The organism is Streptomyces sp. NBC_00683, from assembly GCF_036226745.1.
Taxonomy (GTDB): Bacteria; Actinomycetota; Actinomycetes; order Streptomycetales; family Streptomycetaceae; genus Streptomyces.
Window position 1 is genome coordinate 3,773,276 of record NZ_CP109013.1, and the last position, 25,891, is coordinate 3,799,166.

At 71.0% G+C, this 25,891-nt stretch carries 32 protein-coding genes; 21 read left to right on the top strand and 11 right to left on the bottom strand.

Annotated elements, in window-relative coordinates; genetic code table 11:
- A complete protein-coding gene (locus OG257_RS16715) occupies nt 1–243 on the top strand; it encodes a CopG family transcriptional regulator (protein ID WP_329208501.1) in 243 nt (80 codons plus the stop codon).
- Nucleotides 240–674 (top strand): type II toxin-antitoxin system VapC family toxin, encoded by a 435-nt coding sequence (locus OG257_RS16720; protein WP_329208502.1) that lies wholly within the window; start codon nt 240–242, stop codon nt 672–674. Before OG257_RS16715 ends, OG257_RS16720 begins: the two co-directional genes overlap by 4 nt.
- A gap of 8 nt (nt 675–682) precedes the next feature.
- Here OG257_RS16720 and OG257_RS16725 read toward each other — a convergent pair whose 3' ends face one another.
- Together OG257_RS16725 and OG257_RS16730 are read right to left on the bottom strand one after the other, a co-directional pair.
- On the bottom strand, nt 683–850 hold the full coding sequence (locus OG257_RS16725) for a hypothetical protein (protein WP_329208503.1): 168 nt from the start codon (nt 848–850) through the stop codon (nt 683–685).
- A gap of 16 nt (nt 851–866) precedes the next feature.
- Nucleotides 867–1,832: an EamA family transporter gene (locus OG257_RS16730; protein WP_329208504.1), complete on the bottom strand. Its 966-nt coding sequence runs from the start codon at nt 1,830–1,832 to the stop codon at nt 867–869.
- Between the two features lie 141 nt (nt 1,833–1,973).
- On the opposite strand from OG257_RS16730, the gene OG257_RS16735 reads away from it, so the two are divergent.
- Both OG257_RS16735 and OG257_RS16740 read left to right on the top strand, forming a co-directional pair.
- On the top strand, nt 1,974–2,870 hold the full coding sequence (locus OG257_RS16735) for a LysR family transcriptional regulator (protein WP_329208505.1): 897 nt from the start codon (nt 1,974–1,976) through the stop codon (nt 2,868–2,870).
- 67 nt (nt 2,871–2,937) lie between these two features.
- Nucleotides 2,938–4,113 (top strand): serine hydrolase domain-containing protein, encoded by a 1,176-nt coding sequence (locus OG257_RS16740; RefSeq protein ID WP_329208506.1) that lies wholly within the window; start codon nt 2,938–2,940, stop codon nt 4,111–4,113.
- Between the two features lie 162 nt (nt 4,114–4,275).
- Here OG257_RS16740 and OG257_RS16745 read toward each other — a convergent pair whose 3' ends face one another.
- A complete protein-coding gene (locus OG257_RS16745; protein ID WP_329208507.1) occupies nt 4,276–6,081 on the bottom strand; it encodes an LCP family protein in 1,806 nt (601 codons plus the stop codon).
- A gap of 440 nt (nt 6,082–6,521) precedes the next feature.
- Here OG257_RS16745 and OG257_RS16750 point away from each other — a divergent pair, with 440 nt between their 5' ends.
- The 8 genes from OG257_RS16750 (at nt 6,522) to OG257_RS16785 (ending at nt 13,880) form a co-directional block, all read left to right on the top strand.
- Nucleotides 6,522–8,015 carry a sensor histidine kinase gene (locus OG257_RS16750; protein ID WP_329208508.1) on the top strand — a complete coding sequence of 498 codons (1,494 nt, stop codon included), beginning with the start codon at nt 6,522–6,524 and terminating at the stop codon, nt 8,013–8,015.
- Nucleotides 8,012–8,461, top strand: coding sequence for a roadblock/LC7 domain-containing protein (locus tag OG257_RS16755; protein WP_329208509.1), 450 nt, complete (start codon nt 8,012–8,014; stop codon nt 8,459–8,461). The genes OG257_RS16750 and OG257_RS16755 overlap by 4 nt, the downstream gene beginning before the upstream one ends.
- Nucleotides 8,458–8,829 carry a DUF742 domain-containing protein gene (locus OG257_RS16760; protein WP_329208510.1) on the top strand — a complete coding sequence of 124 codons (372 nt, stop codon included), beginning with the start codon at nt 8,458–8,460 and terminating at the stop codon, nt 8,827–8,829. The genes OG257_RS16755 and OG257_RS16760 overlap by 4 nt, the downstream gene beginning before the upstream one ends.
- Complete coding sequence (locus tag OG257_RS16765) at nt 8,810–9,472, top strand: GTP-binding protein (protein ID WP_329208511.1); 663 nt, start codon at nt 8,810–8,812, stop codon at nt 9,470–9,472. Before OG257_RS16760 ends, OG257_RS16765 begins: the two co-directional genes overlap by 20 nt.
- Entirely contained in the window at nt 9,469–10,704 is a 1,236-nt protein-coding gene (locus tag OG257_RS16770; RefSeq protein WP_329208512.1) for a cytochrome P450, read from the top strand. Before OG257_RS16765 ends, OG257_RS16770 begins: the two co-directional genes overlap by 4 nt.
- Nucleotides 10,701–11,909, top strand: coding sequence for a cytochrome P450 family protein (locus OG257_RS16775; protein WP_329208513.1), 1,209 nt, complete (start codon nt 10,701–10,703; stop codon nt 11,907–11,909). Before OG257_RS16770 ends, OG257_RS16775 begins: the two co-directional genes overlap by 4 nt.
- Before the next feature lie 97 nt (nt 11,910–12,006).
- Nucleotides 12,007–13,125, top strand: a complete 1,119-nt coding sequence (gene serC / locus OG257_RS16780; protein WP_329208514.1) for a phosphoserine transaminase — start codon at nt 12,007–12,009, stop codon at nt 13,123–13,125.
- A 140-nt stretch (nt 13,126–13,265) separates the two neighbouring features.
- Complete coding sequence (locus OG257_RS16785) at nt 13,266–13,880, top strand: Uma2 family endonuclease (protein ID WP_329208515.1); 615 nt, start codon at nt 13,266–13,268, stop codon at nt 13,878–13,880.
- Nucleotides 13,881–13,889: 9 nt separating this feature from the next.
- Here OG257_RS16785 and OG257_RS16790 read toward each other — a convergent pair whose 3' ends face one another.
- From OG257_RS16790 to OG257_RS16810, 5 genes are all read right to left on the bottom strand, one after another.
- On the bottom strand, nt 13,890–14,549 hold the full coding sequence (locus tag OG257_RS16790) for a class I SAM-dependent DNA methyltransferase (RefSeq protein ID WP_329208516.1): 660 nt from the start codon (nt 14,547–14,549) through the stop codon (nt 13,890–13,892).
- A gap of 33 nt (nt 14,550–14,582) precedes the next feature.
- Complete coding sequence (locus OG257_RS16795) at nt 14,583–15,206, bottom strand: class I SAM-dependent methyltransferase (protein ID WP_329208517.1); 624 nt, start codon at nt 15,204–15,206, stop codon at nt 14,583–14,585.
- A gap of 65 nt (nt 15,207–15,271) precedes the next feature.
- Nucleotides 15,272–15,808: a GNAT family N-acetyltransferase gene (locus OG257_RS16800; RefSeq protein WP_329208518.1), complete on the bottom strand. Its 537-nt coding sequence runs from the start codon at nt 15,806–15,808 to the stop codon at nt 15,272–15,274.
- Nucleotides 15,809–15,843: 35 nt separating this feature from the next.
- Nucleotides 15,844–16,674, bottom strand: a complete 831-nt coding sequence (locus OG257_RS16805; RefSeq protein ID WP_329208519.1) for an ABC transporter permease — start codon at nt 16,672–16,674, stop codon at nt 15,844–15,846.
- The gene (locus OG257_RS16810) at nt 16,671–17,693 is read right to left on the bottom strand and encodes an ATP-binding cassette domain-containing protein (RefSeq protein WP_329208520.1); all 1,023 of its coding nucleotides are present in this window, start codon (nt 17,691–17,693) and stop codon (nt 16,671–16,673) included. Before OG257_RS16810 ends, OG257_RS16805 begins: the two co-directional genes overlap by 4 nt.
- Nucleotides 17,694–17,786: 93 nt before the next feature.
- Here OG257_RS16810 and OG257_RS16815 point away from each other — a divergent pair, with 93 nt between their 5' ends.
- Together OG257_RS16815 and OG257_RS16820 are read left to right on the top strand one after the other, a co-directional pair.
- Nucleotides 17,787–18,569 (top strand): TetR/AcrR family transcriptional regulator, encoded by a 783-nt coding sequence (locus OG257_RS16815; protein WP_329208521.1) that lies wholly within the window; start codon nt 17,787–17,789, stop codon nt 18,567–18,569.
- A gap of 31 nt (nt 18,570–18,600) precedes the next feature.
- The gene (locus OG257_RS16820) at nt 18,601–19,002 is read left to right on the top strand and encodes a PPOX class F420-dependent oxidoreductase (protein ID WP_329208522.1); all 402 of its coding nucleotides are present in this window, start codon (nt 18,601–18,603) and stop codon (nt 19,000–19,002) included.
- 23 nt (nt 19,003–19,025) lie between these two features.
- On the opposite strand, the gene OG257_RS16825 is transcribed toward OG257_RS16820, so the two are convergent.
- Nucleotides 19,026–20,027, bottom strand: a complete 1,002-nt coding sequence (locus OG257_RS16825; RefSeq protein WP_329208523.1) for a WD40 repeat domain-containing protein — start codon at nt 20,025–20,027, stop codon at nt 19,026–19,028.
- Here OG257_RS16825 and OG257_RS16830 point away from each other — a divergent pair.
- On the top strand, nt 20,026–20,784 hold the full coding sequence (locus OG257_RS16830) for a GDSL-type esterase/lipase family protein (RefSeq protein ID WP_329208524.1): 759 nt from the start codon (nt 20,026–20,028) through the stop codon (nt 20,782–20,784). The genes OG257_RS16825 and OG257_RS16830 overlap by 2 nt on opposite strands.
- Nucleotides 20,785–20,821: 37 nt before the next feature.
- On the opposite strand, the gene OG257_RS16835 is transcribed toward OG257_RS16830, so the two are convergent.
- Nucleotides 20,822–21,178 carry a DoxX family protein gene (locus tag OG257_RS16835; RefSeq protein WP_329208525.1) on the bottom strand — a complete coding sequence of 119 codons (357 nt, stop codon included), beginning with the start codon at nt 21,176–21,178 and terminating at the stop codon, nt 20,822–20,824.
- Between the two features lie 127 nt (nt 21,179–21,305).
- Here OG257_RS16835 and OG257_RS16840 point away from each other — a divergent pair, with 127 nt between their 5' ends.
- The 4 genes from OG257_RS16840 to OG257_RS16855 all read left to right on the top strand — a co-directional run bounded on the left by OG257_RS16840 (nt 21,306) and on the right by OG257_RS16855 (nt 23,874).
- Nucleotides 21,306–22,220: a LysR family transcriptional regulator gene (locus OG257_RS16840; RefSeq protein WP_329208526.1), complete on the top strand. Its 915-nt coding sequence runs from the start codon at nt 21,306–21,308 to the stop codon at nt 22,218–22,220.
- A 75-nt stretch (nt 22,221–22,295) separates the two neighbouring features.
- Nucleotides 22,296–23,252, top strand: coding sequence for an endonuclease/exonuclease/phosphatase family protein (locus tag OG257_RS16845; RefSeq protein ID WP_329208527.1), 957 nt, complete (start codon nt 22,296–22,298; stop codon nt 23,250–23,252).
- Between the two features lie 37 nt (nt 23,253–23,289).
- A complete protein-coding gene (locus OG257_RS16850) occupies nt 23,290–23,592 on the top strand; it encodes a type II toxin-antitoxin system Phd/YefM family antitoxin (protein WP_329215139.1) in 303 nt (100 codons plus the stop codon).
- A gap of 3 nt (nt 23,593–23,595) precedes the next feature.
- Nucleotides 23,596–23,874 carry a type II toxin-antitoxin system RelE family toxin gene (locus OG257_RS16855; RefSeq protein ID WP_329208528.1) on the top strand — a complete coding sequence of 93 codons (279 nt, stop codon included), beginning with the start codon at nt 23,596–23,598 and terminating at the stop codon, nt 23,872–23,874.
- A gap of 10 nt (nt 23,875–23,884) precedes the next feature.
- On the opposite strand, the gene OG257_RS16860 is transcribed toward OG257_RS16855, so the two are convergent.
- Entirely contained in the window at nt 23,885–24,526 is a 642-nt protein-coding gene (locus OG257_RS16860; protein WP_329208529.1) for a TetR/AcrR family transcriptional regulator, read from the bottom strand.
- Nucleotides 24,527–24,781: 255 nt separating this feature from the next.
- On the opposite strand from OG257_RS16860, the gene OG257_RS16865 reads away from it, so the two are divergent.
- Nucleotides 24,782–25,528 (top strand): class I SAM-dependent DNA methyltransferase, encoded by a 747-nt coding sequence (locus tag OG257_RS16865; RefSeq protein WP_329208530.1) that lies wholly within the window; start codon nt 24,782–24,784, stop codon nt 25,526–25,528.
- A 13-nt stretch (nt 25,529–25,541) separates the two neighbouring features.
- A complete protein-coding gene (locus OG257_RS16870; RefSeq protein ID WP_329208531.1) occupies nt 25,542–25,820 on the top strand; it encodes a metal-sensitive transcriptional regulator in 279 nt (92 codons plus the stop codon).
- Nucleotides 25,821–25,891 lie beyond the last annotated feature (71 nt).

The following is a 25,891-nucleotide window of genomic DNA, read 5'->3' on the forward strand; positions in this document are numbered from 1 at the left end:
ATGATAAAGACGACCGTGTACCTTCCCGAGGACCTGGAAGTACGGCTGGACGCCGAGTCGTCCGCCACCGGGATAAGCAAGGCCGAGCTCATCAGGCGGGGCATCGCGCTGCTCCTCGAGAACGCCGAGCGCCCCAAGGGGACCCGCAGCCTTCCGGTCTTCGACAGTGGGCGCCCGCTCAGCCCCGAAGCGATGGACGACAGCGTCTACGAGCACATCAAGGAACGAGCGGCACGCCGTTGATCATCGTTGCCGACACGTCCGCCCTGTTCGCCGCCTTCGATGCGGCACAGCCGGAGCATCCCGAGGCCGCACGGATCCTCGAGTACGAGAGGCTCGCCATCTCACCTCTCGTCGTCACCGAACTGGATCACCTGGTGCACCGGGATCTGGGCTTCCCGGCTGCGATGCAGGTGATGGAGGCGCTCAACTCCCGTATGGCAGACGGGCAGTACAGGCTGGCCGAGCTGAAGCCCGCAGATCTCGGCGCAGCCCATCAGGTACGCCAGAAGTACGAGGGGCTGAGGCTGGACCTCGCGGACGCGGTGGGCGTCGTCCTCGCGGACCGGTACAGGACCGACCGCATCTTCACCCTCGACCAGCGGGACTTCCGGGCCATCACCCCTCTGACACCCGGTCTCAGCGCGTTCCGCATCCTGCCCGTCGACGCCTGAGCCCGCGCCTACTCCGTGCGGTCGCCCTCGGCCTGCGAGGGTTCGGTCCGTGGAACGTCCGGGTGGATCTCGGAGGCCCGGCTGCTCCCGGCGGGTTCGTCGCGGTCACCCTCGGCCTGCGAGGGAGTGTGCGCGTACAGCCCGTCGTACTCATCGGTTCCCTTCGTGGATCCCATGGGCGGGCCCCCTTCCTCAGCTCCCTTCCATGGTCCCTCTGCGCGACGCGGCGCGCACCGCACCCATGCTGGCGCCGATGACCAGGGCGATGGCCAGGGCGTCGGTCGTGGAGAGCGCCTGGTCGAGGATGAGGAAGCCCGCCGTGGCGGCGATGGCGGGTTCCAGGCTCATCAGGATCGCGAAGGTGGGTGCGGGCAGACGGCGCAGGGCCATGAGTTCCAGGGTGTACGGGAGGACCGAGCTCAGCACGGCCACGGCCGCGCCCAGGGCCAGCGTGGACGGCACCAGGAGCTTCGAACCGGCCTCCATGATGCCGAGCGGGAGCGAAAGGACCGCCGCGACGACCATGGCCAGGGCCAGGCCGTCCGCCTGCGGGAAGCGGCGGCCGGTGCGTGCGCTGAAGACGATGTACGCCGCCCACATCGCGCCCGCCCCCAGGGCGTACGCCGCTCCGACCGGGTCCAGGCGGTCGAAGCCTCCGCCGCTCAGCAGGACGACGCCGCCGAGGGCCAGGCCCGCCCAGACGAAGTTGACCAGGCGGCGGGACGCGACGACGGAGAGGACCAGGGGACCCAGCACCTCGAGGGTGACGGCGGCGCCCAGCGGGATGCGGTCGGCGGCCTGGTAGAAGAGCGTGTTCATGCCGCCCATCGCGATGCCGAACGCCACGACCGTGCCCCAGTCCGCCCGGGAGTGCCCGCGCAGCTTCGGACGGCAGACGGCCAGCAGGACGAGCGCGGCGGCGGCCAGGCGCAGCGTGACCACGCCGAGTGCGCCGGCCTTCGGCATCAGCAGGACCGCGACCGCCGCGCCGAACTGCACGGAGAGCCCGCCGGCGACCACCAGCGCGACCGGCACCAGGGCCGCCCTGCGGGCGCCGGGACGGCCCGGGCGGCCGTGGCCGGGCTCGTCGAGCGCGGCCACCGCCTCCGGTACGGCGACGGCTGCGGCCGGCTCTGCGGCACTGCGCTGGTCGTTCACCTTGGACCTCTCGAAAAGTTCAGTGGAGTGCACTAGCAGGTCCACAGTACGGCACTACCCGTTCAGGCCTCGCCCCTTCACCGTAGAGACGCGCGCGCCGTGCGTGAAATGCCGATTGCGCTCCCGTTATGCTCCCCACGCATGAGCACAGGACAGTGCAGTGGCGGAGGCGGCGGACGCGGTATCGAGCTCCGGCACCTCCGGGCCTTCCTCGCGATCGCCGAGGAGGGCAGCGTCACCCGGGCCGCCTCCAGGCTCCGGCTCACCCAGCCCGTCGCCTCCCGGACGCTCGCGGCCCTGGAGAAGCACCTGGGCGTTCGGCTCGTCGACCGGTCCACGCACCATCTCGCCCTCACCGCCGAGGGCGTCCTCTTCCGGGACAAGGCCGCCGCCGCGGTCGGCGCCTTCGACGAGGCCGTCGACGCCGGACGGCTGCGCAACTGGCCGCTGCGGCTCGGGCACGCCTGGTCGGCGTTCGGCCCGTACACCACACCCCTGCTGCGGACCTGGCAGCAGCGCCACCCGCAGACCCCGCTCGAACTGCTGCGGATCGACGACCGTACGGCCGGCCTGACCCGTGGCGAGGTCGACGCGGCGCTCCTGCGCGGGCCGGTGGACGCGCCGGGGCTCGTCACCGAGCTGCTGTTCACCGAGGACCGGGTCGCGGCCGTCGCCGCCGACGGCCCGCTCGCCGCCCGCCGGTCGCTGTCACTCGCCGACCTGGCCGGCGGTGCCGTCGTCCTGAACACCGTCTCCGGCACCACCACGCTCGGCCTGTGGCCCCCGCACGCGCGGCCCGTATCCACGCTCACCGTCGCCAACACCGACGACTGGCTCACCGCCATCGCCGCGGGACGCGGGGCCGGGGTCTCCGCCGCGTCCACCGCCGACATGCACCCGCACGCCGGGGTCGCGTACCGGCCGCTCGACGACGCCCCGCCGCTGCCCGTCCTGCTGGCCCGGCGGGACGGGCCGGGCCACCCGGCCCTGCCGCAACTGGTCGCGCTCGCACGGGAGATCGTCGACCGCGGGGAATGAAGCGCCGGGGTGCGGCAGTTGGCAGCTGAGCACAGTCCAACCGAACCGATCACTCCGGGGGCATGCCATGTCGGACGAGGACAGGACCATCACCGTGTACGGCACGGTCGCGGCCGGTTTCGAGGGCGTACGGGAGGAGTTCGCCGCCGTACTCGCCGAGGACCACACCGAGCCGGGCGGCCAGCTCGCCGTCCACCACCACGGCCGCCGGGTGGTGGACCTGTGGGCCGGGGAGGGGATCGCCGGGGATTCGCTGCCCGCGGTGTACTCCTCCACCAAGGGCGCCGCGCACCTCGTCCTCGCCCTGCTCGTCCAGGACGGCGTCCTGGACCTGGACCGGACGGTCGCGTCGTACTGGCCGGAGTTCGCCGCCGAGGGCAAGGGCGGGCTGACCCTGCACGAGCTGGTCTCGCACCGCTCCGGGGTGGTCTGGGCGGACGGCGGACTCGGCGTCGCGGAACTGGCCGACGACCGGATACTCGCCGAGCGGCTGGCCGGCCAGCGGCCGTTCTGGGAGCCGGGGACGGCGTACGGGTACCACGCGCTGGTGATCGGCGCCCTCACCGGTGAGGTCGTACGCAGGGCCACCGGGCGGTCGGTCCAGGAGCTGTTCGAGGAGCGGGTGCGCGCCCCGTACGGTCTGGACTTCCACCTGGGACTGCCCGAGGCGCTCGAACCGCGGTACGTGGCCATCCGGCCCGGCGTGCCCACGCCCGAGCAGGCCGCGGAGGCCGAGGCGAACCCCGTGGACCCGGAGGGCCTGATGGCGCTCGCGTTCGGCTGGACGTCGGACCCGCCGCTCGACCTGGTCGAGTTCGCCAACACCCGTGCCGTGCGCGCCCTCGGCCAGGCCTCGGCCGGCGGGGTGGCATCGGCGCGCGGGCTGGCCGGGATGTACGCGGCGGCGATCTCGGAGGTGGACGGCCGGGCACCCCTGCTCAAGCCGGACATGCTGGCCGAGGTCGGCCGGGTGCGGTGGACGGGCACCGACGTGGTGACCGGAGAACCGAACCCCTTCACGGTCGGCTTCGAGGCGTCGCAGGTGCCCTACCCGTTCCTGGGCGAGGGGGCGTTCGGGCACGCGGGGGCCGCGGGGTCGCAGGCGTTCGCCGACCCGGTCCACGGTGTGGCCTACGGCTACACGCGACGCCGGTTCGCGCTGCCGGGCGGGCCCGCGCCGGAGAACGAGCGGCTGGCCGCGGCGGTGATCCGGGCGGCGGACGGGGTGCGGGTGGACGCGTAGCGCGCGTGCGGTGCGCAGTGTGCCGGGTCAGGTGTGGACGGGGCCCTGCACGGGCGCCCCGGTCCGGAGCACCGGGTCCGTCCTCGAACGCCGGACGGGCTGGAACGGCCAGGAACCCGCACAGGCGGCCCGGTCCCGCGCGGGACCGGGCCGCCTGTGGCGCTACTTGGCGCAGACCGCCTTGTCCGCCTGGACCTGCTGGATGTCCTTCGGGGCCTTCTGTGGGGCCGCGAGCGGGGTGCCCGCTTCCTTGAAGTCCGGGCCCAGCGTCAGCACCATCGGGTCCATCGCGCCCGCGTCCGTCGTCGTCGGCTTCAGGGCCGAGGCCGACAGGCCCATCAGGTCGGCCAGCCGGCGTGCCTGGTCCGCCTGGTTGGGGGCGTAGACCAGCTGGGTCTTCGCCACCTTCTCGGGTGCGTTGGCCTGGTTGGCGGACTTGAGCACGCCCTCCTCGTTCTGCAGCCAGTCCAGCGCTTCCTGCGCGGACCCTGCCGGGGCCCCGCCGTTGAAGACGTCGACCCGCACGTCCGCCGGGTCGGCCATCTCGCCCTTGAGCTTGGCGGCGTCCTTGGCCTTGGCCGCGGCCTTCTCCTGCTTCTCCACCGCGGTGAAGGAGACGTCCTCGCGCATCATCGAGAACACCTGAGGGGCCTTGGTCTCGTCCAGGACGACCGTGGCCTTCACCTTCTCGGTCGGGTTGTCTATCACCGGCACCGTGGTGAAGGTGATGTTCTTCGGGTCGACCGAGGCCAGTTCCATGCCCAGTTTGCGGAGCTGGTTGATGTCACTGATCTTGTCGTCGACGGTCAGCGCCTTGGTGCCCGCCTCCGCGAGGCTCCACATCTTCGTGGGGCTGGTCAGGGTCTCGTTGGACTTCAGCTTCCGCATCAGCGAGCCCAGGAACTGCTGCTGGATCTCGATCCGGCTCAGGTCGCCGCCGAATCCGACCGAGTGCCGGGTCCGCAGGAAGGCCAGCGCCTGCTCACCGTCGAGGGTGTGCTCGCCCTGGTCGAGCTTGAGGTGGGAGTCCGGGTCGTCGATGTCCTTGGCGAGGCAGACGTCCACGCCGCCGACGGCCGCGGTCATGGTCTTGACCGCGTTGAAGTCTGCCACCATGAAGTGGTCGACCTTCATCCCGGTGATCTCCGTGATGGTGCGCATGGTGCAGCTGGGCGTACGCCCGGACTGCCCGAGGCTCTCGTTGAACCGTTTGTCCGGGGTTCCCGCGATGTCCTTGGTCGTGCCGTCGCTCTGGTCCGTCGGGCAGTCCGGGATGTCCGTTATCAGGTCGCGCGGAATGCTCAGCGCGGTCGCGTTCGTACGGTCCTTGGAGACGTGGAAGAGGATCGTGGTGTCGGCGTGGCCGACGCTGCCCTTGTCCCCGTAGCCCTCGTTGCCCTTGCCGGTCCGCTTGTCGGTCCCGATCACCAGGATGTTGATCGGGCGGTCCTTGCTGAAGCCGCCGGTGCCGGCACCGTCGCTGGAGACGGAGGTGATGTTGCCGTTGAAGTGCTGGTACACGAGGTAGCCCGCGGTACCGACGCCGACCAGCAGGAACGCCAGCACGCCGCCCGTCCAGACCAGAGCCTTCTTCTTGGCGGACTTCTTCGGCTTCGGCCTGCGGCGGCCCGTCGACGGCCCTGCCGCCCGGCCCGCGGCGCGACCGCCCGGCTCCCGTGCGTCGTCCCGGTCCCCGCGGCCGGACCTGCGTCCGCCGCGCTGCCCGGGTACGGAGGTCCGCTCCTCGTCCGGCGGTGCCGCCGGGCCGGATCGGCGGCGCGGGGAGGGCGCGGATGCGGCGCCCTGGGATGTGCCGCTTCCGGATCTCCTGCTTCGGGGGGAAGCCGGTGCGGCTGATCGCCCTGTGGAGGGGGTCAGTCGCAGTTCGTAATCACCGGTGTCCGGGTTGAGTACCCACTGGTCTGCGGGGTCGATACCCTCGTCCCGCCCACGGCCTTGCGCGTCCACGGTTGCCTGCGTCCTCCGTCGGGGCCCACGCGGCGCCTCCCCCTCAAGGCGCTCGGTGTGTCATACGGCAGTGCGCCCGACCTGCGAGGTCGGCCGCACCGGAGCGCTCACACTAGCTGCCCGTTCGCCTGTGAGCGACGATCGTGACAAATCAAGCTCCGCACAGGGGACATACCGCCACATTCGTCACCACTTCCCCACCCGCCACGCCGTTTCATCCGGCACGCGAGGCCCGGAGCGCCCGGACGAGGCACCTTCCGAACCAGATTTCAAACAGAAGTGACCACAAGGAATCCCCAAACAACTCGTCAATTCTCCTATAGTTGGCGTGACTTGATCAGGAACAATCAGCTCCAGTTGTGGCTCTTTCAACACAGCCGCACCGAAGCGTCCGTATTGTCCCTGCCCCCGCCCCGAACCGTCCGCCCCGAGGACTCCGATTGCGCCCTTCACTCCGGCCAACCGCACTCGCCCTGCTGATATCGGCAGCCGTCACCGGTTCCCTGTGCCTGTGGGCGGCAGCCGCCTCACCCACCTCGGTACGGACCCCAGTCATCTGGGGGGCGGTCGCAGCTGCCGTGCTGCTGTGCGCCGCGGCGACCATCACGGTCCGTACGCTCGCCGCCGCGCGCAACCTGCGTGCCCTGCGGGCCGCCGACGCCGAACGCTTCACCGCCGAGACCTCCCGCCTCGTCTCGACCTCCGCCTCGGAGGCCCAGCGCTACACCGCGGAGACCGCCCGCATCAGAGCCGCGGCCGCCGCCGAGACCGCCCGTGTCACCAGTGAGGCGCACGACCGGGTCGCCCGGGTCACCGCCGACGCCTCCGAGCAGAGCGCCCGCCTCGGCGCCGAGGCCGAGCGGCTCACCGCCCGTGCCCGGCGCAGTGAGACCGAGCGCGCGGCAGCGGTCGCCGCCTGCGCCAACGCCGCCGGCCGGATGCAGGCCCTGGCCACGAGCATGCTGGCCGACCTGCGCGAGATGGAGCACCGCCACACCGCCGAGGACGTCCTCGGCGATCTGCTGCACCTGGACCACCGCACCGCCCAGGCGGGCCGTCTCGCCGACTCCATCGCCGTGCTCACCGGCGCGCGTTCCGGGCGCCGCTGGGCAAAGCCGATCGTCATGGAGTCGATCCTGCGCGGCGCGATGGGCCGTATCGGCAGCTACCAGCGCATCCGCCTGCACTCCACGAGTGACGTCGCGATCGCCGGTCACGCCGCCGAGGGTGTCATGCACGCGCTCGCGGAACTCCTCGACAACGCCACCAACTTCTCGCCGCCCACGGCCGAGGTGCACGTGTACGTCGAGGAGGTCCCGGCCGGCATCGTCGTCACCGTCGAGGACAGCGGTCTGGTGATGAGCGATGTGCAGCTGCGCCGTGCGGAGCGTGCCGTGTCCGCCGAGAACCAGGACCTCACGGCCCTGTCCGGCACCCGGCTCGGCCTCGCCGTCGTCGGACGGCTGGCCCGCAAGCACGGCCTCACCGTCTCCTTCCGGCCGTCCGCGCGCGGCGGCACGGGCGCGCTGATGATGCTGCCGCAGGAGCTCATCTCCCGTACTCCCTTGCCGGCCCCCGTGCCCGCCGCCCGCCCCGAGCCGGAGCCCGACCACGCAACGGCGGCGACACCGTCCGCCGCCCCCGCGGCGGACAGGCAGGACCAGGGCTCCCCCGAGCCCGTACCCGGGTCCTCGACGGATTCCGATTCCGAATCCACCGGTGCAGTACCCCAGTTCGGTGACAGCGGCCTGCCCAAGCGCCGCCGAGGCCGCACCCTGGCCGCCGCCGAATCCCGTACCGGCAATGCCACCCCCGGCGGAGCCGATTCCCCCAGGCCCCGTACCACCGACCCGAAGGTCCAGGCAGCACGCTTCAGCACCTTCAGCCAGGCGGTACGAGCCAACTCCCCGCACCCGGAAGGCAACACCCGATGACCGCGACCACCGACGAGAAGCTCAACTGGCTGCTGGAGGGGCTGCTCGACCGCACGCCCGGCGCCCGGCACGCCCTCGTCCTGTCCCGGGACGGCCTCAAGCTGTGCCGTACGCCCGAGCTCTCCGTCGACCAGGCCGACCAGCTGGCCGCGATCTCCGCCGGCATCCAGAGCCTGTCGCACGGCGCGTCCATCGAGTTCGGTGACGGCACGGGTGGCGTGCGGTCCGCGATGGCAGAGTTCTACGGCGGTGTGCTGTTCATCGTCGAGGCGGGCGCCGGCGCCCATCTCGCGGTCGTGGCCGCCGAGGAGTCCGACGTCGGCCTCGTCGGCCACAACATGAGCGAACTCGTCGAGCAGCTCGGCGAGTACCTCGTCGCCCCGCCCCGCACTCCCGTAGAAGTGGACGACGCAGCGGCCACCGCCGCGGAAACCGCGGACGTATGACGTCGGCGCCGCGCCCCCGCCCCGGACGCGACGACGACCCGGACCGGCTGTACACCCTCACCGGTGGCCGCAGCCGGTCCGACTCGGCCGCGTTCGACCTCGTGACGCTCGTGGTCGCCGAGTGCGACCCGAACCCCGGTATGCAGTCGGAGCACGTCGCGATCCTGCGGATGTGCCGGCGCCCCACCGCCGTCGTCGAAATCTCGGCAACCCTGAATCTGCCCGTCAGCATCGTCCGCATCATGCTCTGCGACCTGCTCGACACCGGCCGGATCAGCGCCCGCCATCCCCGTACTGCCCGTGTCGAGGACCGGCTCCCCGACACCGACACCCTGGAACAGGTGCTCGTTGGACTCCGCAACCTCTGACCGTGCCGCCCTGCAGGCGACAGCCGACAACGGACTGAAGATCGTCGTTGTGGGCGGCTTCGGGGTCGGCAAGACCACCATGGTCCGTTCCGTGAGCGAGATCCGTCCGCTCAACACCGAAGAGACCATGACCCGCGCGGGCGAGGCCGTCGACCACCTCGACGGTGTGCAGTCCAAGACGTCCACCACGGTCGCCTTCGACTTCGGCCGGATCACGCTGGACAAGCGCTCGGTCCTCTATCTCTTCGGCGCGCCCGGACAGGAACGCTTCTGGTTCCTGTGGGACCGCCTCTTCTCCGGGACCCTGGGTGCCGTCGTACTCGTCGACACCCGGCGGCTCGCCGACTCCTGGTACGCGATCGACCGGCTGGAGCACCACGGCACGCCGTTCATCGTCGCGTGCAACGACTTCGGCGGCCCGCTCCACACCGAGCAGCAGATACGCGAGGCGCTGGACCTCTCCCCCGACGTTCCGCTCGTCGAGTGCGACGCCCGGGACCGGTCCTCCAGCAAGTACGTCCTGATCACGCTCGTCGAGCACCTCCACGCACTCTCCGTCGCCCGATCCCGGACCGCCGAGGCGGCCCTGGCAGGAAGCACGGCTTCGGCGGCGGCCGCAAAGACCCCGGAGCCCACGCTGTGACCCAGTGCCCCGTGTCCCACGGTTCCGTCCCGCTGTCCGGAGAGCGGTTCCAGACCGATCCCGTGCGGCTGTACCGGGACATGCGGCGCGACCACGGCGCCGTGGCTCCGGTCGTGCTCGACGGCGACGTCCCCGCCTGGCTGATCCTCGGCTACCGCGAGCTGCACCAGGTCACCAACGACCCGGTGCTCTTCAGCCGGGACTCCGACCTGTGGAACCAGTGGGACAACATCCCCGACACCTGGCCCCTGCTCCCGATGATCGGCCGCAAGCAGCCCTCGATCCTCTACACGGTCGGCGAACGGCACAGCGTCCGCGCCGCGATGATCAGCAACGCGCTGGAGGGCGTCGACCCGTTCGAGCTGAAGCGGTACGCGGAGGAGTTCGCGGACGGCCTCATCGACCGGTTCTGCTCCACCGGCCGGACCGACATCATCGCCGAGTACGCCATGCTGCTGCCCGCCCTGATCCTCGCGAAGCTCTACGGGTTCGGCAACGAGGTCGGCTTCGCCCTCGTCGGCGCGCTCAACGACATGATCGACGGCCGTGAGCGGGCCCTCGCCGGACAGCAGCTCCTCGGCGGGTCCATGTTCCAGCTCCTGGCCGACAAGCACGCCGAGCCGGGCGACGACGTCGCGACCAGGATGCTGAACGACCCCGGCGGCTTCACCGACGAGGAGGTCGCCCAGGACCTCATGGTCATGATGGCGGCGGGCCACCAGGCGACCGCCGACTGGATGGGCAACTCGCTGCGGCTGATGCTGACCGACGACCGCTTCGCCGCTTCGCTGTCCGGCGGCCGGCACAGCGTCGCCGAGGCCATGAACGAGGTGCTCTGGGAGGACACCCCCACCCAGAACGTGGCAGGCCGCTGGGCCTCCCGCGACACCCACCTCGGCGGACGTCACATCCGCTCCGGCGACCTGCTGATCCTCGGCATCGCCGCCGCGAACGGCGACCCGCAGGTGCGCACCGACGGCTCCACGCTCACCGGCGGCAACAACGCCTTCCTCTCCTTCGGGCACGGGGAGCACCGCTGCCCCTTCCCCGCGCAGGAGACGGCCGAGGTCATCGCCCGTACGGGGATCGAGGTGCTCCTGGACCGGCTTCCGGACGTGGACCTCGCCGTCCCCGCGGACCAGCTCACCCGGCGCCCGTCCCCGTGGCTGCGTGGGCTGACGGACCTGCCGGTGCAGTTCACGCCCACTCCCGCCCTTGGAGGCCAGAAATGACCCGGATCGTCCTCGATCCCTTTGTCGCCGACCTCGATTCGGAGAGCTCGGCGCTGCGCGCGGCCGGCCCGCTGGCCGAGGTGGAGCTGCCCGGCGGGGTGCACTGCTACGCGGTGACGCATCACGCCGAGGCGCGCCAGCTGCTCACCGACAGCCGGGTGGTCAAGGACATCAACGTCTGGAACGCGTGGCAGCGCGGCGAGATACCGATGGACTGGCCGCTGATCGGTCTCGCCAACCCGGGCCGCTCGATGCTCACGGTGGACGGCACCGAGCACCGACGGCTGCGTGCCCTCGTCGCACAGGCGCTGACGGTGAAGCGGGTGGAGCGGCTGCGGGCGGGCATCGAGGCGCTGACGAACGCGAGCCTGGACCGGCTGGCCGCGCTGCCGAAGGGCGAGCCCGTCGACCTGAAGGCGGAGTTCGCCTACCCCCTGCCGATGAACGTCATCAGCGAGCTGATGGGCGTGGACGCGGCCGACCACCCCCGGCTCAAGGAGCTGTTCGAGAAGTTCTTCTCGACGCAGACGCCGCCGGAGGAGGTCCCGCAGATGATGGCGGACCTCGGCGCCCTGTTCACTAAGATCGTCGACGACAAGCGGGCGAACCCGGGCGACGACCTGACGAGTGCCCTGATCGCGGCCTCCGAGGAGGGCGACCACCTCACCAACGAGGAGATCGTCAACACCCTGCAGCTGATCATCGCGGCCGGTCACGAGACGACGATCAGCCTGGTCGTCAACGTCGTCGAGGCGCTCCAGACGCACCCCGAGCAGCGCAAGCGGGTGCTGAGCGGGGAGATCCCGTGGGAGAACGTGATCGAGGAGACCCTGCGCTGGAACACGCCCACCTCGCACGTCCTGATCCGGTTCGCCACGGAGGACGTCGAGGTCGGCGACAAGGTGCTGCCCAAGGGTGAGGCGCTGATCGTCTCCTTCGGCGCGCTGGGCCGGGACGAGAAGCAGTACGGGCCGACCGCGGGTGACTTCGACGCCACCCGCTCCCCGAACCGCCACATCGCGTTCGGCCACGGCCCGCACGTCTGCCCGGGTGCGGCGCTGTCCCGGCTGGAGGCCGGGGTGGCACTCCCGGCGCTGTACGAGCGGTTCCCCGGCCTGGACCTGGCCGTACCTGCCTCGGAGCTCCGCAACAAGCCGATCGTGACCCAGAACGACCTGTTCGAGCTCCCGGTCGACCTGGGCTGATCTTCCCCACCGCATCGGCCGTCCACGGGCCGGAGCGCGCGTCTCATCCGACGGACACGGTCCCTGGCCGTGTCCCCGAGGGACTACGCTCCGGACCGTGGCCGATATCCAGATTCCCGCTGACATCAAGCCCGCCGACGGACGTTTCGGCGCCGGACCCTCCAAGGTGCGGACGGAGGCGGTCGACGCGCTGGCCGCCACCGGCACCTCTCTGCTCGGTACGTCCCATCGCCAGGCCCCGGTCAAGAACCTGGTCGGCGAGGTACGTGACGGCGTACGCAGCCTCTTCTCCCTCCCCGAGGGTTACGAGGTCATCCTGGGCAACGGCGGCTCCACCGCCTTCTGGGACGTGGCGACGCACGGGCTCATCGAGAACAAGTCCCAGCACCTGAACTTCGGCGAGTTCTCGTCGAAGTTCGCGAAGGCGGCCAAGCTCGCCCCGTGGCTGGCCGACCCCACCGTCATCGCCTCCGACCCGGGCACCCACCCGGACCCGAAGGCCGAGGCGGGCGTCGACGTCTACGCCTTCACCCACAACGAGACCTCCACCGGTGTCGCGGCCCCGGTCAAGCGGGTCGCGGGCGCCGACGAGGGTTCACTCGTCCTGGTGGACGCCACCTCCGGTGCGGGCGGCCTGCCGGTCGACATCACCGAGACGGACGTCTACTACTTCGCCCCGCAGAAGTCCTTCGCCTCCGACGGCGGCCTGTGGATCGGTGTGTTCTCCCCGGCCGCTCTGGAGCGCGCCGCCCGGATCCACGCCTCCGGCCGGCACGTCCCGGAGTTCTTCTCGCTGCCCACGGCGATCGACAACTCCCTGAAGAACCAGACGTACAACACCCCGGCGCTCGCCACGCTCTTCCTGCTGAACGAGCAGCTGAAGTGGATGAACGCCCAGGGCGGCCTGGACTTCACCACCGGCCGCACGGCCGCCTCCTCCCAGAACCTGTACGGCTGGGCCGAGGAGTCCAAGTACGCGACCCCGTTCGTCACCGACCCCGCGAAGCGCTCGCAGGTCATCGGCACGATCGACTTCGCGGACGAGATCGACGCGTCCGCGGTCGCCAAGGTGTTGCGCGCCAACGGGATCGTCGACACGGAGCCGTACCGCAAGCTGGGCCGCAACCAGCTGCGCGTGGCGATGTTCCCGGCGATCGACCCGGCGGACGTCCAGGCACTGACGGCCTGCATCGACTACGTGATCGACAAGCTGTAGCGGTTACGCGTACGGGACGGCCCTGCACCCCTCACGGGTGCGGGGCCGTCTCTGCTTCACTCGACCGGGTGGCGCACCGCCTGCGGGACGAACCGCCCTACGCTGATGGTCTCGACACCAGCCATTCCAGGAGGCCCGCAATGTCTGCAGCAGCAGTCGAGCACCCCTGTGACGGTGAGCCGGAATCTCTGCTCGAGAGCGCCAACCGGCTCTCGGAGCAGCTCCCGCCGGGTTACCGCGTCGAGATCATCGGAGGCGTCATCACCGTTGCCCCATCCCCGGACGGCCCGCACGCCGACGCGCTGACCACACTCGTGCTCGCGTTCGGAGCTACGGGGCTGCATGGCGAGGAGTCCAGAGTCCTTCAGGGACCAGGAATCTGGCTGCCCAGTGGGCCACAGGACTATGCGATCCCCGACCTCGCCCTGGTCGACGCGGATTACCGGGAGCACCCGGCGGAGAACGCCACCTACGACCCCAGTGTCTTCCGCCTGGTCCTTGAGGTCACCTCCAGCAACTATCAGAACGACCTCCGTAACAAGGTCTCCGCCTACGCCTATGCCAAGATCCCTGTCTATGTCATCCTCGACCGCCGCCACGGCCGCGTGCATGTACTGACGGAGCCGGCCGACGGCACATACGACAGCCATGAGGTCTACGCCCCCGGCCAGACAGCCGAGCTCCCCGACTCCATCGGTGCCAAGGTGACGCTCGACGTGGCGGAGCTGGTGGCGGCCGGCCGGCCCCGCGCGTAACACCTGTCGCTACCTGGGCTTGCGGGCCAGCAGGAAGGCCTGGGGAGTCGGCTCGGGGAAGGCGCTCTCCTCGTCGATCTCCCGCACCGTCCGGGCCTTCATCGTCAGGCCGGCCGTGACCAACAGCTCCGCCATCCGCTCCGGTCGGCGACGGATGAAGTCGAGTTCGATGTCGCGCCCCCACGCATCCGTCCGGCGCACCACCTCCTCGCCTGCCTGGAACCCGAGCAGGAGGTGACCGCCGGGGGCGAGGACCCGGTAGAACTCGGCGAAGACCTGCGGCAGTTGCTCGTCCGGTACGTGGATCGTGGAGTACCAGGCCAGCAGCCCGCCCAGCCCGCCGTCCGGCAGGTCCAGATCGAGCATCGACCCTTCCTCGAACCGCAGATCCGGGTAGTGCCGCCGCGCCTCCGCGAGCATCCCCGGAGACAGGTCGATGCCGAACACGTCGACACCCAGAGCGTGCAGATGCTCCGTCACCCGTCCGGTTCCGCAGCCCACGTCGGCCACGGGCCCACCGCCCTCGGCAGTGACGAGTTCAGCGAAGCCCGCCAGTACGGCTCGGTCGATGGGCTTGGCGGCGAGCTCGTCCTGGAAGTGTGCGGCGTATTCGTCGGCGAAGGCGTCGTACGACGCGCGGGTGGTCGTCAGGAAGGCGGGTTCGGTCATGGCCGGACACCCTACTCCGCGGGGTGACCGGCGTCAGGGTGACAGTGCGACGCCCAGCGAATCGGCGCCCATCACCTTCGGGGCGCCCTTCTCGTAGAAGACGTCGAGTTCCGTCACCTTGAATCCGGCGGTCGTCAGCAGGTCGACGATCGGCCGGGTGAGATGGCACCCGCCGAAGATCCGTTGCTCCAGCGGATCGAGGCGTCGCTGCCACCGGCGGACGTTGTCGTCCGCCTCCGGGGCCAGCCCGTGCTCCACGAAGTGCAGTTCCCCGCCGGGTTCGAGGACGCGCCGCACCTCGCGCAGGGCGGCGGCGGCGTCGGGGATGGTGCACAGCGTCCAGGTGGACAGGGCGGCGTCGAAACTGTCGTCCTCGAACGGCAGCGACTGACCGTCCAGACCGGCGCGCCGCACCGGGACGCCCGACGCCTTGATGCGTTTGCCGGCGAGTTCCCACGCGACCGAGGAGGGCTCGACCGCGTCCACACCGGCGACGGCCTCCGGGTAGAAGGGAACGTTGTGGCCCGAGCCGAAGCCGATCTCGACGACGGTGCCGCTCAGGCCCTCGCAGACCCGTTGCCGCAGCGGTGCTGCTGTCTTCATCCCGCAGGCGACGTTGACGATCCTCGGCACGACCTGCTCCGTGTAGAAGCCCATCGTGACCTCCGTACCTCCTTTCCAGCATGGCACCGGAGCAGGCAGGACGCACCGACCCGGAGCGCTCACCCCGGCTGTTCGGCCTGCGGGGCGCCGCCGTCGGTGAGGTCCCTGTGCCAGCGCACCTCGCCGTCCTCCCACACGTCGGTCGGGGCGAGCCCCGCCGCGGTGGCCACCGCTGCCGATGCCGTGTGGCCAGGGTGGACGTGCGCGAGAACGGTTCGGACGCCCTCGTCCCGCAGGTGCTCGACGAGTCCGGCCGCCGCCTCCTTCGCGTACCCCCGGCCCTGCCACGCGCCCCCGACCACCCAGGCGATCTCGGCCCGCGAACCGCGCACGGTCGCCTGTACGTAGCCGGCCAGGCACCCGTCGGCACGTACCCGGAGCACCCAGTTCCACCACTGCTCGGCGGGGTCCGGGGAGCCTGCGCTCTGGCGGGCGTAGCGGGCGCGCAGGGTGTCCGTGTCCTCCGGGGCGCCTCCCGTGTACGTGTACAGGGCGGGGTCGGCGAGGACGGCGGTCATCTCGTCCGCGTGCGCGACGTCGAGCGGCAGCGCGTCGAGTCGGCTGGTGGAGAAGGCTTCGGGCCCGTTGTCCGGCATGGGGCCCGACCCTACGCGGGCCCCGTGCCGCCCGGTCAGCGGCTGAGCCGCTGGAACCTGCGTACCGCCAGCGGCAGGAACACCAGCGTGATCACCAGGGGCCACCCCAGCGCCATCAGCAGCGCGTGCTCCTCGACCCATGTGCCGCCGCTCGCCACCGGGTTGCCGAACAGTTCCCGGGACGCGGTCACCGTCGAGGACACCGGGTTCCACGCGGCGACCGTGCCCAGCCAGCCGGGCATCAGCGAGGGGGCGACCAGGGCGCTGGAGATCATCGTGACGGGGAAGGCGATGGCGTACAGGCCGCCCGCCGACTCCGCGTTCGGGACGAGCAGGCCCAGCCAGACGCCCACCCAGATCAGGCTGAAGCGCAGCAGCAGAAGCAGCCCGAACGCGCCCACGGCCTCCATCGGGCTGCCGCCCGCGCGCCAGCCGATCGCCAGTGCGGTGAGGGCCAGGATCGTCAACTCGGCGCAGGCCACCACCAGGTCGGCGACCCCGCGGCCGGCGGAGACCGCGGACGGGGCCATCGGCATCGAGCGGAAACGGTCGATGACCCCCTTGCCGGAGTCGGTCACCACGGCCATCGCGGTGTTCATGAAGCCCATGGTCATGGTCGTGGCGAACATGCCGGGCATCAGGAACTCCCGGTAGTCGCCGCCGCCCGGCACCTTCATCGCGCTGCCGAAGACGTACCCGTACAGCAGGACGGACACGATGGGAAAGCCGAGCTGCCAGATGATGGCGACGGGCTGGCGCTGGTAGTGGGTGAGGCTGCGCCTCGTGACGTTCCAGGTGTCGACGAGCGCCCAGAGGGCCCGGCTCCGCTCGGGGCCGGTGCGGGCGGGCAGTTCGAGCGCGGTCATGCCGCGACCTCCATCTTCGTGTCGTTTCCGGAGTCCGCCCCGGTGTCCGCCTCTGCCCCGTGTCCCGTCAGGCGCAGGAACACGTCGTCCAGGCTGGGCCTGCGCAGCCCGATGTCCTCGACCGCGATCCCCTCGTCCTGGAGGGCGCGTGCCACTTCGGTCAGTGCGGCCACCCGGTCCGCGACCTGGGCGTGCACCCGGCGGTCCGCCTCGTCGGTCACGACCGGTCCGCCGCCGGCCACCCGGTCCACGGCCTTCACCACGGCCGGGATGTCGGCCGCCTCGGCGGCGACGACTTCGATCCGGTCGCCGCCGACCCGGTTCTTGAGCCCGTCGGGGCTGTCGTCGGCGATGGACCGGCCCCGGTCGATGACGGTGATGTGCGAGGCGAGCTTGTCGGCCTCGTCCAGGTACTGCGTGGTCAGCAGGACCGTCGTACCGCCGGCGACCAGTGCCCGTACCGCGCCCCACACCTCGCCCCGGCTGCGCGGGTCGAGCCCGGTCGTCGGCTCGTCCAGGAACAGCACCGTGGGCGCGAGGATCATCGAGGCGGCGAGATCGAGCCGCCTCCGCATGCCCCCGCTGTACGCCTTGACCCCCTGGTCGGCGGCGTCCACGAGGTCGAACCGCTCCAGCAGTTCGCCGGCCCGCTTCCGCGCCCCGGTCCCGCCCAGGTGGAAGAGGCGGCCGAACATCTCCAGGTTCTGCCGGCCCGTGAGCACCTCGTCAACGGCGGCGTACTGCCCGGTGAGCCCGATCCTGCTCCGTACGCGCCGGGGCTCGCGCGCGACGTCCAGGCCCGCGACCTCGGCCCGGCCCCCATCGAACCGCAGGAGGGTGGCGAGCACCCTGACGGCGGTGGTCTTGCCGGCCCCGTTGGGCCCGAGCAGGCCGTGGACGGTGCCCGGGCGGACTGCCAGGTCGAATCCGTCGAGCGCCCGTTTCTCCGCCACCCCCTTCTTCGCCCCGTAGCGCTTCACGACCCCTTCGGCCAGCACGGCATATCCGGACGCGGACATGGCTCACTCCCCTCACCACGAAGAACTGAGTACGTCGTACCCAGATGAGAGTACACCGTACCCAGTTCCTGTTCAGGGGATTACCCTGAGCCCATGACGAAGAGCGGACCGACAGCGGCGACGGACGGCACGACCACCGGAAGCGGCGACATCGGACGCAGTCTCGAACTCCTGTGGGGCACCGGCGAACGCCCCAGCCGCGGCCCCAAGCCGGGCCTCACGCTCGACCGGATCGTCGCCGCCGCCGTAGATGTCGCCGACACGGAAGGCCTCGCGGCTCTCTCGATGCGCCGGCTCTCCTCCGAGCTCGGCACCGGCACGATGTCGCTCTACCGGTACGTCCCCGGCAAGGCCGAACTGCTCGACCTCATGCTCGACCGGGTCCTCGGCGAACCGCTCTCGGCGGACGCCTCACAGGTGCCGTCCGACTGGCGGGTGGCCGTCGACGCGATGGCCCACACCTACCGGGAGAACCTCCGCGCGCACCCCTGGCTCCTCAAGATCAACCAGGCGCGCACGGTCCTGGGCCCCAGCGCCCTGCGCGGCCTGGAGCTCGCCCTGACCGGACTCAGGGGCATGGGACTGCGGGACCCCGAGCTGATCGGCGTGATCATCACGGTCAACAGCTTCGTCGAGGGCCTCGCCCGGACGGAGAACCACGCGACGGAGGCCGCCCAGCAGACGGGCCTGAGCGACGCCGCCTTCTGGGAGGGCCAGCGCCCCTACCTGGAGCGGGCCATGCTCAGCGGCGAGTACCCGTACATGGCCGCGCTGTCCGAGGACGCGTTCGGGGCCGACTTCGATCACTTCGCGTTCGGCCTCGGCCGCCTCATCGACGGCTTCGAAGTCCTCGTGGAGCAGCGCGCACGCGGATGACACGGCGCCCGATCCGTGGACCATGGGACATATGGACACGATCCACGAGCTGGAGCCCTTCGTGAAGCAGTACACCGTCCTGCTGAGCAGCCGCAGGCCGGACGGATCGCTCGCCCGTACACCCGTCAGCATCGCCGTCGAGGGCGACCACGCCTACATCCGTACGTTCTCCTCGGCGTGGAAGGTCGACCGGATGCGCAACCACCCCGTGGTGGAGATCGCCCCGTGCACCGTGCGGGGAGCGCCGACGGGACCGACGGTCGGTGCCTCGGCGCGCCTCCTCGCCCAGGGGTCGAAGGAGAACACCCACGCCGCCCGGACCCTCTCCCGCAAGTACCCGGCGCTGCACGGTGTGTTCGTCCCCCTCGCCCACCGGCTGAAGAGGGACCGGACACTGCACTACGAGCTCCGCCCGCTCACGCCGGAGTACTGAACGAACGGCGCCTCGCGCGCGCTCTAACCGCGCCGCCGCCTGAAGCCGAATACGGCCAGCGCGATGACCGCGAGCACCACGGCTCCCCCGGTCACGGTGCCCTTCCCGGTCCCGTCACCGCCCGCGCCGCTTCCCGTACCGGAGGAGGACGCCCCGCCCTCCCGGGAGGGCGCCTTGCTCCCGCCCCCGCCGCTCCCGCCGCCCTCGACGTCGACCCGCACCACTTCGCTCCGCTCGCCCTCGGAGCCGAACATCATCGCCGAGCCGTCCGCCGTGTACGTCACCGATTCGGACTGCCCCTGGAGCGGCACGCTCACCGCGTGGTCCTCGCCGAGCCTGCCCCCCTCGAAGGCGTACGCCCTGGTGCTGAAGTACGAGCGCAGGACCAGCTCCCGCCCGTCCGGCGAGAACGCCCCGTCCGTCACCCACGGCACCTCGCCGACCCGCCGGAACACGTTGGCCCCACCGGTCGACAGCTTCGCGGGCCCCTCGTAGAGCCCGCCGCCGTCCTCGTTCTTCGACGCGATGTAGACCCGGCCGGTCTTCGGGTGGACCATCAGCGCCTCGGCGTTGCGGGCCCCGTCGGCGTACTTCACGTCGAACTGGGTTGCCCGCACGGTGGCGTCCGCGAGCCGCTTCGGCTCGGGGAAGCGGTAGATCCAGACGTGGTCCCAGGAGCCGTCGAGGTTGTCGCCGATGTCGCCGACGTACAGGTTCCCGTCCGGCCCGAGCGAGATCGCCTCCACGTCGCGGGGCGCCCCCACCCCCTGCATGGTGATCCTCGCGACGGTCTTCCCGGTCCGGGAGTCGACGGCGTAGACGTACGGCCCGTCCTCGCTGTCGTTGTGCGTCCAGTAGATGCCCGGGTGGGCGCGGCTGGCCGCGAGGCCGCTGGACTCGGTGATCCGGGAGTCCTCGATCGTGAAGGTTTGATCCGCCCCGTCCCCGTCGTCCGCCACAGCGGGCGCCGCACCCGTGAGGAACAGGAGGGTGGCGGCGGCGGAAACTGTCAGCAGCGATCTCATGGCACAAGTGTCCACTGTCACGTCGCAGGCCGGAGCGGTGATCCGCCATGATGTCGCCATGCGTTTTCTCTTCGTCGGTGACTCGATGACCATCGGCAGTGCCGGCGACTTCACCTGGCGCTACCGCATGTGGCAGCACCTCGAAGCGACCCTCGGCGACGGCGGCTACGCGATCACCGGTCCGCGCACCGAGCTGTACGACATCGCGGCGAACGCCCCGCACTCCTGCGCCTACGGCGACCCGGCCTTCCCCGCCCACGCCCGGCGGCACCTGGCGGGCTGGGGCGAGGGCTGGCTCCACATGGCCCCGGTCATCGCGGACACGGTCACGGCGGCCCGCGCCGACGTCCTGCTCGTCTCACTGGGCCTGATAGACCTCGGCTTCTACACGGACAGCGAGCAGACGGCCCTGAACGCGAGGGAGTTCATCGCCGCGGCCCGGACGGCGAACCCGAACGTCAGGATGGTCCTGCTTCCCGTGATACCGAACATACGGGCGGAGTCGGACGCACCCTTCGCCGCCGAGTGCGACCGCTTCAACCTGCTCCTCGCCAAGGCCGTCGCCGACCTGGACAACCCGTCGTCCCCGATCCTGCTGGCCTCGCACCCGGCGGGCTACGACATCCACACGGACACGTACGACGGCACCCACCCCGGCCCCACCGGCGAGCACAGACTGGCCGGAGCCTTCGCGGACGCGATGCACCAGTCCTGGGGCGTGGGCGGACCGTACGCGGGAGCCCTGGCCTCGGCCTGAGCCGCGTTCGGCACGGATCGCCGAAGGTCTGTCCCTGCTACGGCGCCACGAGCAGGCACGCGGCGAGGGATGCGACGGCCAGCCCCAAGTAGCCTGCCGGGAACGCGAAGTTGTGGAAGACACGGCTGCGGATGTGGACCGCGACAGCGCCGACGAAGAACAGGACGAGTCCTGTCGCGGCTGCTGTGCCCAGGTACGGGACGCCCAGCAGCCCGAGCAGGAGACCGGCCGCTCCGGCGGCCTTGAGCGCGGCCAGCCACGGAAGCCAGGACGGCGGCACACCGACCTCCGCCGAGTTGGCGAGGGGAAGGGCGGGCCGCAGCACGTCCACGGCCGCGACCCCGGCGTTGGCCGCGATCGTGACGACGACAACGATCACATAGGCGATGAACACAGGGCTCCCCTTCGGCCGATTGCAGGATGACGTCCACGAGCCGCCGTCGGCTCTCGTCCGGCCCGCCGGTCCAGCCTTCCCCAGCCTTCTCCCGCTCCGCCAATACCTGTGTCTATAACCTGACGGCATGGATGTGGACACCCGCCTGCTCCGCTGCTTCGTGGCCGTGGCGGAGGAAGGCAGCGTGACCGGGGCAGCCGCACGGCTCTTCGTGTCCCAACCCGCGCTGACCAAGCAGATCAAGCAGTTGGAGACCCTGCTCGGCGTGCGGCTGTTCACGCGGTCGCGCGCCGGTATGGCGCTCACGGAGGCGGGCCGGACTCTGGCAGCCGGAGTGCCCGCCCTGCTGGCCGACTGGGAACGGATGTTCCGGGACACGAAGACCACAGCCGGCCGGTCGGCCCGGGTGCTGCGTATCGGCACCCTGGCCAGCGCGGCCAACGAGGACACTCCGCGGATCATCGCCGCGTTCTCCCGGCTCCGGCCGGGATGGAAGGCCGACATGCGGCAGGCGTCGTGGGGGAACCCGAGCGCCGGTCTGACCGAGCGGGACGTCGACGTCGCCCTGTTGCGGCTGCCCTTCCCCGGCCAGGAGTCCTTCCGCGTCGAGGTGCTGTTCACCGAAGCCCGCTGGGTCGCCCTCCCCGCAGGCCATCCCCTCGCCGACCGCGAGCGCATCGCCTTCCGCGACCTCTGGGACGAGCCGTTCGTCGCGGCGCCACCCGGGCCGGGCCGCTGGCGGGACTACTGGCTGGCCACCGAAGAACGCCGCGGCCACCCGGTCCGCATCGGAGCCGTCACCGAGCAGCCCGACGACTGGCTCGGCGCCATCGCGAACGGCTACGGAATCGCCCTGGCCCCCGCCTCCGCCGCTCGCTTCTACGCCCGCCCCGGGGTCACGTACCGCCCCGTCACCGGCGTCAGCCCCAGCCAGGTCGGTGTCGCCTGGGCCCCGCCCGACGACGCTGATCCCGTCGTCCGGGACTTCGTCCGCTGCTGCGTGGGGACGTGCGGTCGAGCAGGCCCGGAACCGGACCGGTGATCACGGCGTCGTCGTATCGTGCGACGCCGTGCCGTCCGGCCACGGCGTGAGGTGCCGACGGAACCGGGCGGGGCGATGACGAAGCCGGAGAGCAGCAGGCCTCCATGGGGGTGGAAGCGGGGGCGGGCCCTCGGGCCGCTCGCCGTCCTGGTCGCCCTTCTCCTGGCGTTCCACTCCGCCGTCCCCGAGCTGCCCGGCCATGCGGGCAGCCTCCTCGAAACGTTCCTGCCCTGGCTGGGCCTGGCCGTCCCCGTCCTGCTCGTCCTGGCCCTCCTGCGTCGTTCTTACGTCGCCCTGACCGCACTGCTGCTGCCGGCGGTCGCGTGGGGCGTGCTCTTCGGCGGACTGCTGTTCTCCGGTCACGACCCCGGGGACGACGAACTCACGGCGCTCCAGCACAACGTCAGCGACGTGAACCGGGACCCTTCCGGCACCGCACGCGCGCTGCTCGGGGCCCGGCCGGACCTCATCGCCCTGGAGGAGCTGACGCCGTCCGCACTCCCGGCCTTCCGAGCGGTCCTGGAGGCGGACTATCCGCATCACGCGACCCGGGGAACGGTCGGGCTCTGGTCGAAGTACCCCCTGTCCGACGTACGACAGGTGGACATCAGGCCGAAGGCCGTCGGCGAGGGCTGGGACCGGGGGCTGCGGGCGACCGTCGCGACCCCGCAGGGCAGGGCCGCCGTGTACGTCGCGCACCTTCCCTCGGTCCGGCTGGGCCTGAACGGCGGCTTCAGCGCCGGGTGGCGGAACGAGAGCGCCGTACTCCTCGGCAAAGCCATCGCCGCCGAGCCGCTGGACCGGGTGATCCTCCTCGGAGACCTCAACAGCACGCTGGACGACCGGGGCCTGGAGCCGGTCACCTCGCGGATGAACCGGCCGGACACGGACTTCGCGTTCAGCTGGCCCGCGAAGCTGCCCCTGGCCCGGATCGACCAGATCCTGACCCGTTCCGCCGAGGTCACCGAGCTCCGGTCGCTGCCCGCGACGGGGAGCGACCACCTGCCCGTAGCCGCCCGCATCAGGTTCTGACCCGCCCCCGCGCGGAAGGTCCAGACTCGTGGACCAGATGTACATCTGTTACTTTGAATACATGAGTGAACCGGTTACGGAGTCCATGGCGGAAGTCCGTCGGCACCTCGCGGACGTGATAGACCGCGCTCGCCGCGACGCCACGCCGACCATCATCACGCGACGTGGAAAGAGCGAAGCGGTACTGGTCGACATCGACGAATACCGCCGCCTGCGCGAGGCCGCGGATCGGCTCGAGGACGCATGGCTGAACCGGCTCGCGGACGAAGCCGAGTCCGAGGGCACGGAAGGCTCACTCTCCTTGGAGGAGATGGCCGCTCTCATCCGCTCGGCACCCTGACCCATGGGGTACCTCACGCGGTTCACACCTCACGCGCAGCGAGATCTACTCAAGATCACTCGCCAGGACGCCCTGCGCATCCTCATGCGCCTCAGCGACCTCCAGAAAGCCCTCGACGCCGGAGACACCAGCGCCTTCGACATCAAGGCCCTTCAAGGTCACCCAGGGCGGTGGCGACTGCGCATCGGCGAATACCGCGCCGTTTACACTGTCGAGAACGGCCAGCTGATTCTGTGGGTCCTGGCGGTGGGCAATCGGCGCGAGGTCTACCGCGGCCTCTGAACAGGCCGCCCTACCCGCCCGCCCCCTGAATCCCCAGCATCGCCAGCCCCAGCTCCGTCAGTTCCGCCGACACCTCTTCCGGCCGGGCCCTGCGGGGGCGGCGGCTGTGGTGGGCCATCAGCTCGTGGACCGTGCCGACCATCACCATCACCACCACCCGGTGGTCCCGCTCCTCCGCCTCGCCGCGCACCGCCGCCCGCTCGGCCTCGCCGGTCAGGAAGTCGGCCCACAGGTCCCTCCACCGCTTGCAGTGCTCGTCCACCGCCGTGCTCACCCCGAGCACCTCGACGAACGTCACCCGCGCCTCACGCAGGTCCCGGGTCACCGCGGTCACGTACGCGTCGAAGAGGATCCGGAACCGCTGTGCCACCGGGCAGTCGTCCATGCCCTCCGAGAGCAGGGCACTCTCCGCCGCCCGCAGCCCGTTGGTCGTCACCTCGTTGTGCAGGGCGATCAGCACGCCCTCCCGGGAGCCGTACTCCTCCCAGAGCACCTCCTCCGGCACCCCCGCGACCTCGCACAGCGCCTGCTCCGACGTCTCCGCGTAGCCGTAGACGCCGAAGAGCTCCCGCCCCGCGTCGAGGAGTTGCCCACGGGCCCGGGTACGTGCCCTGTCGACCGTGCCGGTCAGCTGATCCACCGAAACATTCATCACGGGTCCTCCTTCGTCTGCCACATCTCCGGCTTTCGCGGCGGCGGCTGAGCGGGGTCGCGAGCGCGGGAGAGGGCTTCCTCACCTCTCCGTGGCGCCTGCGCCATTCTTCCCGCCCCACCGGGCGAGCGGACGGTTCGCCGCGCAATTGCCGACTAAATCAGCTTAAGGAGAGGGCTGTTGATCGTACGTTCGGACTCGGTGGCCCGAGACAAATGGCAGGCGCGGGCGATGCCCCCGCAGTACGGTCGCGCGATGGATGACGAGGACGGCTACTTCGGCGACCAGGTCGCCGCCACGTACGACGACCCGGAGGACGAGATGTTCCGGCCGGAAGCCGTGAACGCCGCCGCCGGCTTCCTGGCGGGGCTCGCGGGCGGTGGGCGGGCGCTCGAACTCGGCATCGGGACGGGGCGTATCGCCCTGCCGTTGTCGGAGCGCGGCGTTCCGGTCCACGGGATCGACATGTCGCGGGCGATGGTGGCGCGCATGCGGGAGAAGCCCGGCGGCGACGCGGAATCCATCGGTGTGACGATCGGCGACTTCGCGACGACGAAGGTGGACGGGACGTTCCGCGTCGCGTACCTGGTCTTCAACACGATCATGAATCTGACGACACAGCGGGCCCAGGTGGACTGCTTCCGCAACGTCGCCGCGCACCTGGCGCCCGGGGGCACCTTCGTCATCGAGGTCATGGTGCCCGAGCTGAGGAAGCTGCCCGCCGGGCAGAGCGTCGTACCGTTCCATGTGAGCCCGACGCGGTGGGCGTTCGACTCCTACGACATCGCCACACAGGCGGTGAGCTCGAACTACGTCCGCGTCGAGGACGGCCGAGGCGAGTACCGTTACATCCCGTTCCGGTACGTGTGGCCCGCGGAGCTCGACCTGATGGCGCAGCTCGCCGGACTGCGCCTGCGTGAGCGGTGGGAGGGCTGGGCCCGGGAGCCCTTCACGAGTGAGAGCGGCCGGCACGTCTCCGTGTGGGAGAAGCCTGCCGACTGATGGAGGACGAAGCGTGGAACTCGAGATGGCGGGCGACGAGTTGAAGTCGGTCCTCAACCGGCTGCGCCGGGCCCAGGGCCAGATCGCCGGGATCATCAGGATGATCGAGGAGGGCCGGGACTGCGAGGACGTGATCACCCAGCTCGCCGCCGCGTCCCGCGCCCTGGACCGGGCCGGCTTCGCGATCATCGCCACGGGCCTCGAACAGTGCCTGGCCGAGGACGGGCCGACGGGCACCGACAAGGAGCGGATGCGCGCCCGCCTGGAGAAGCTGTTCCTCTCCCTGGCCTGAGACCCCGACCGGGTCACGCAGCAGGTGAAGGGGCCCATTTCATAAGGTGGTTGCGCGGACCGCGGGGATGC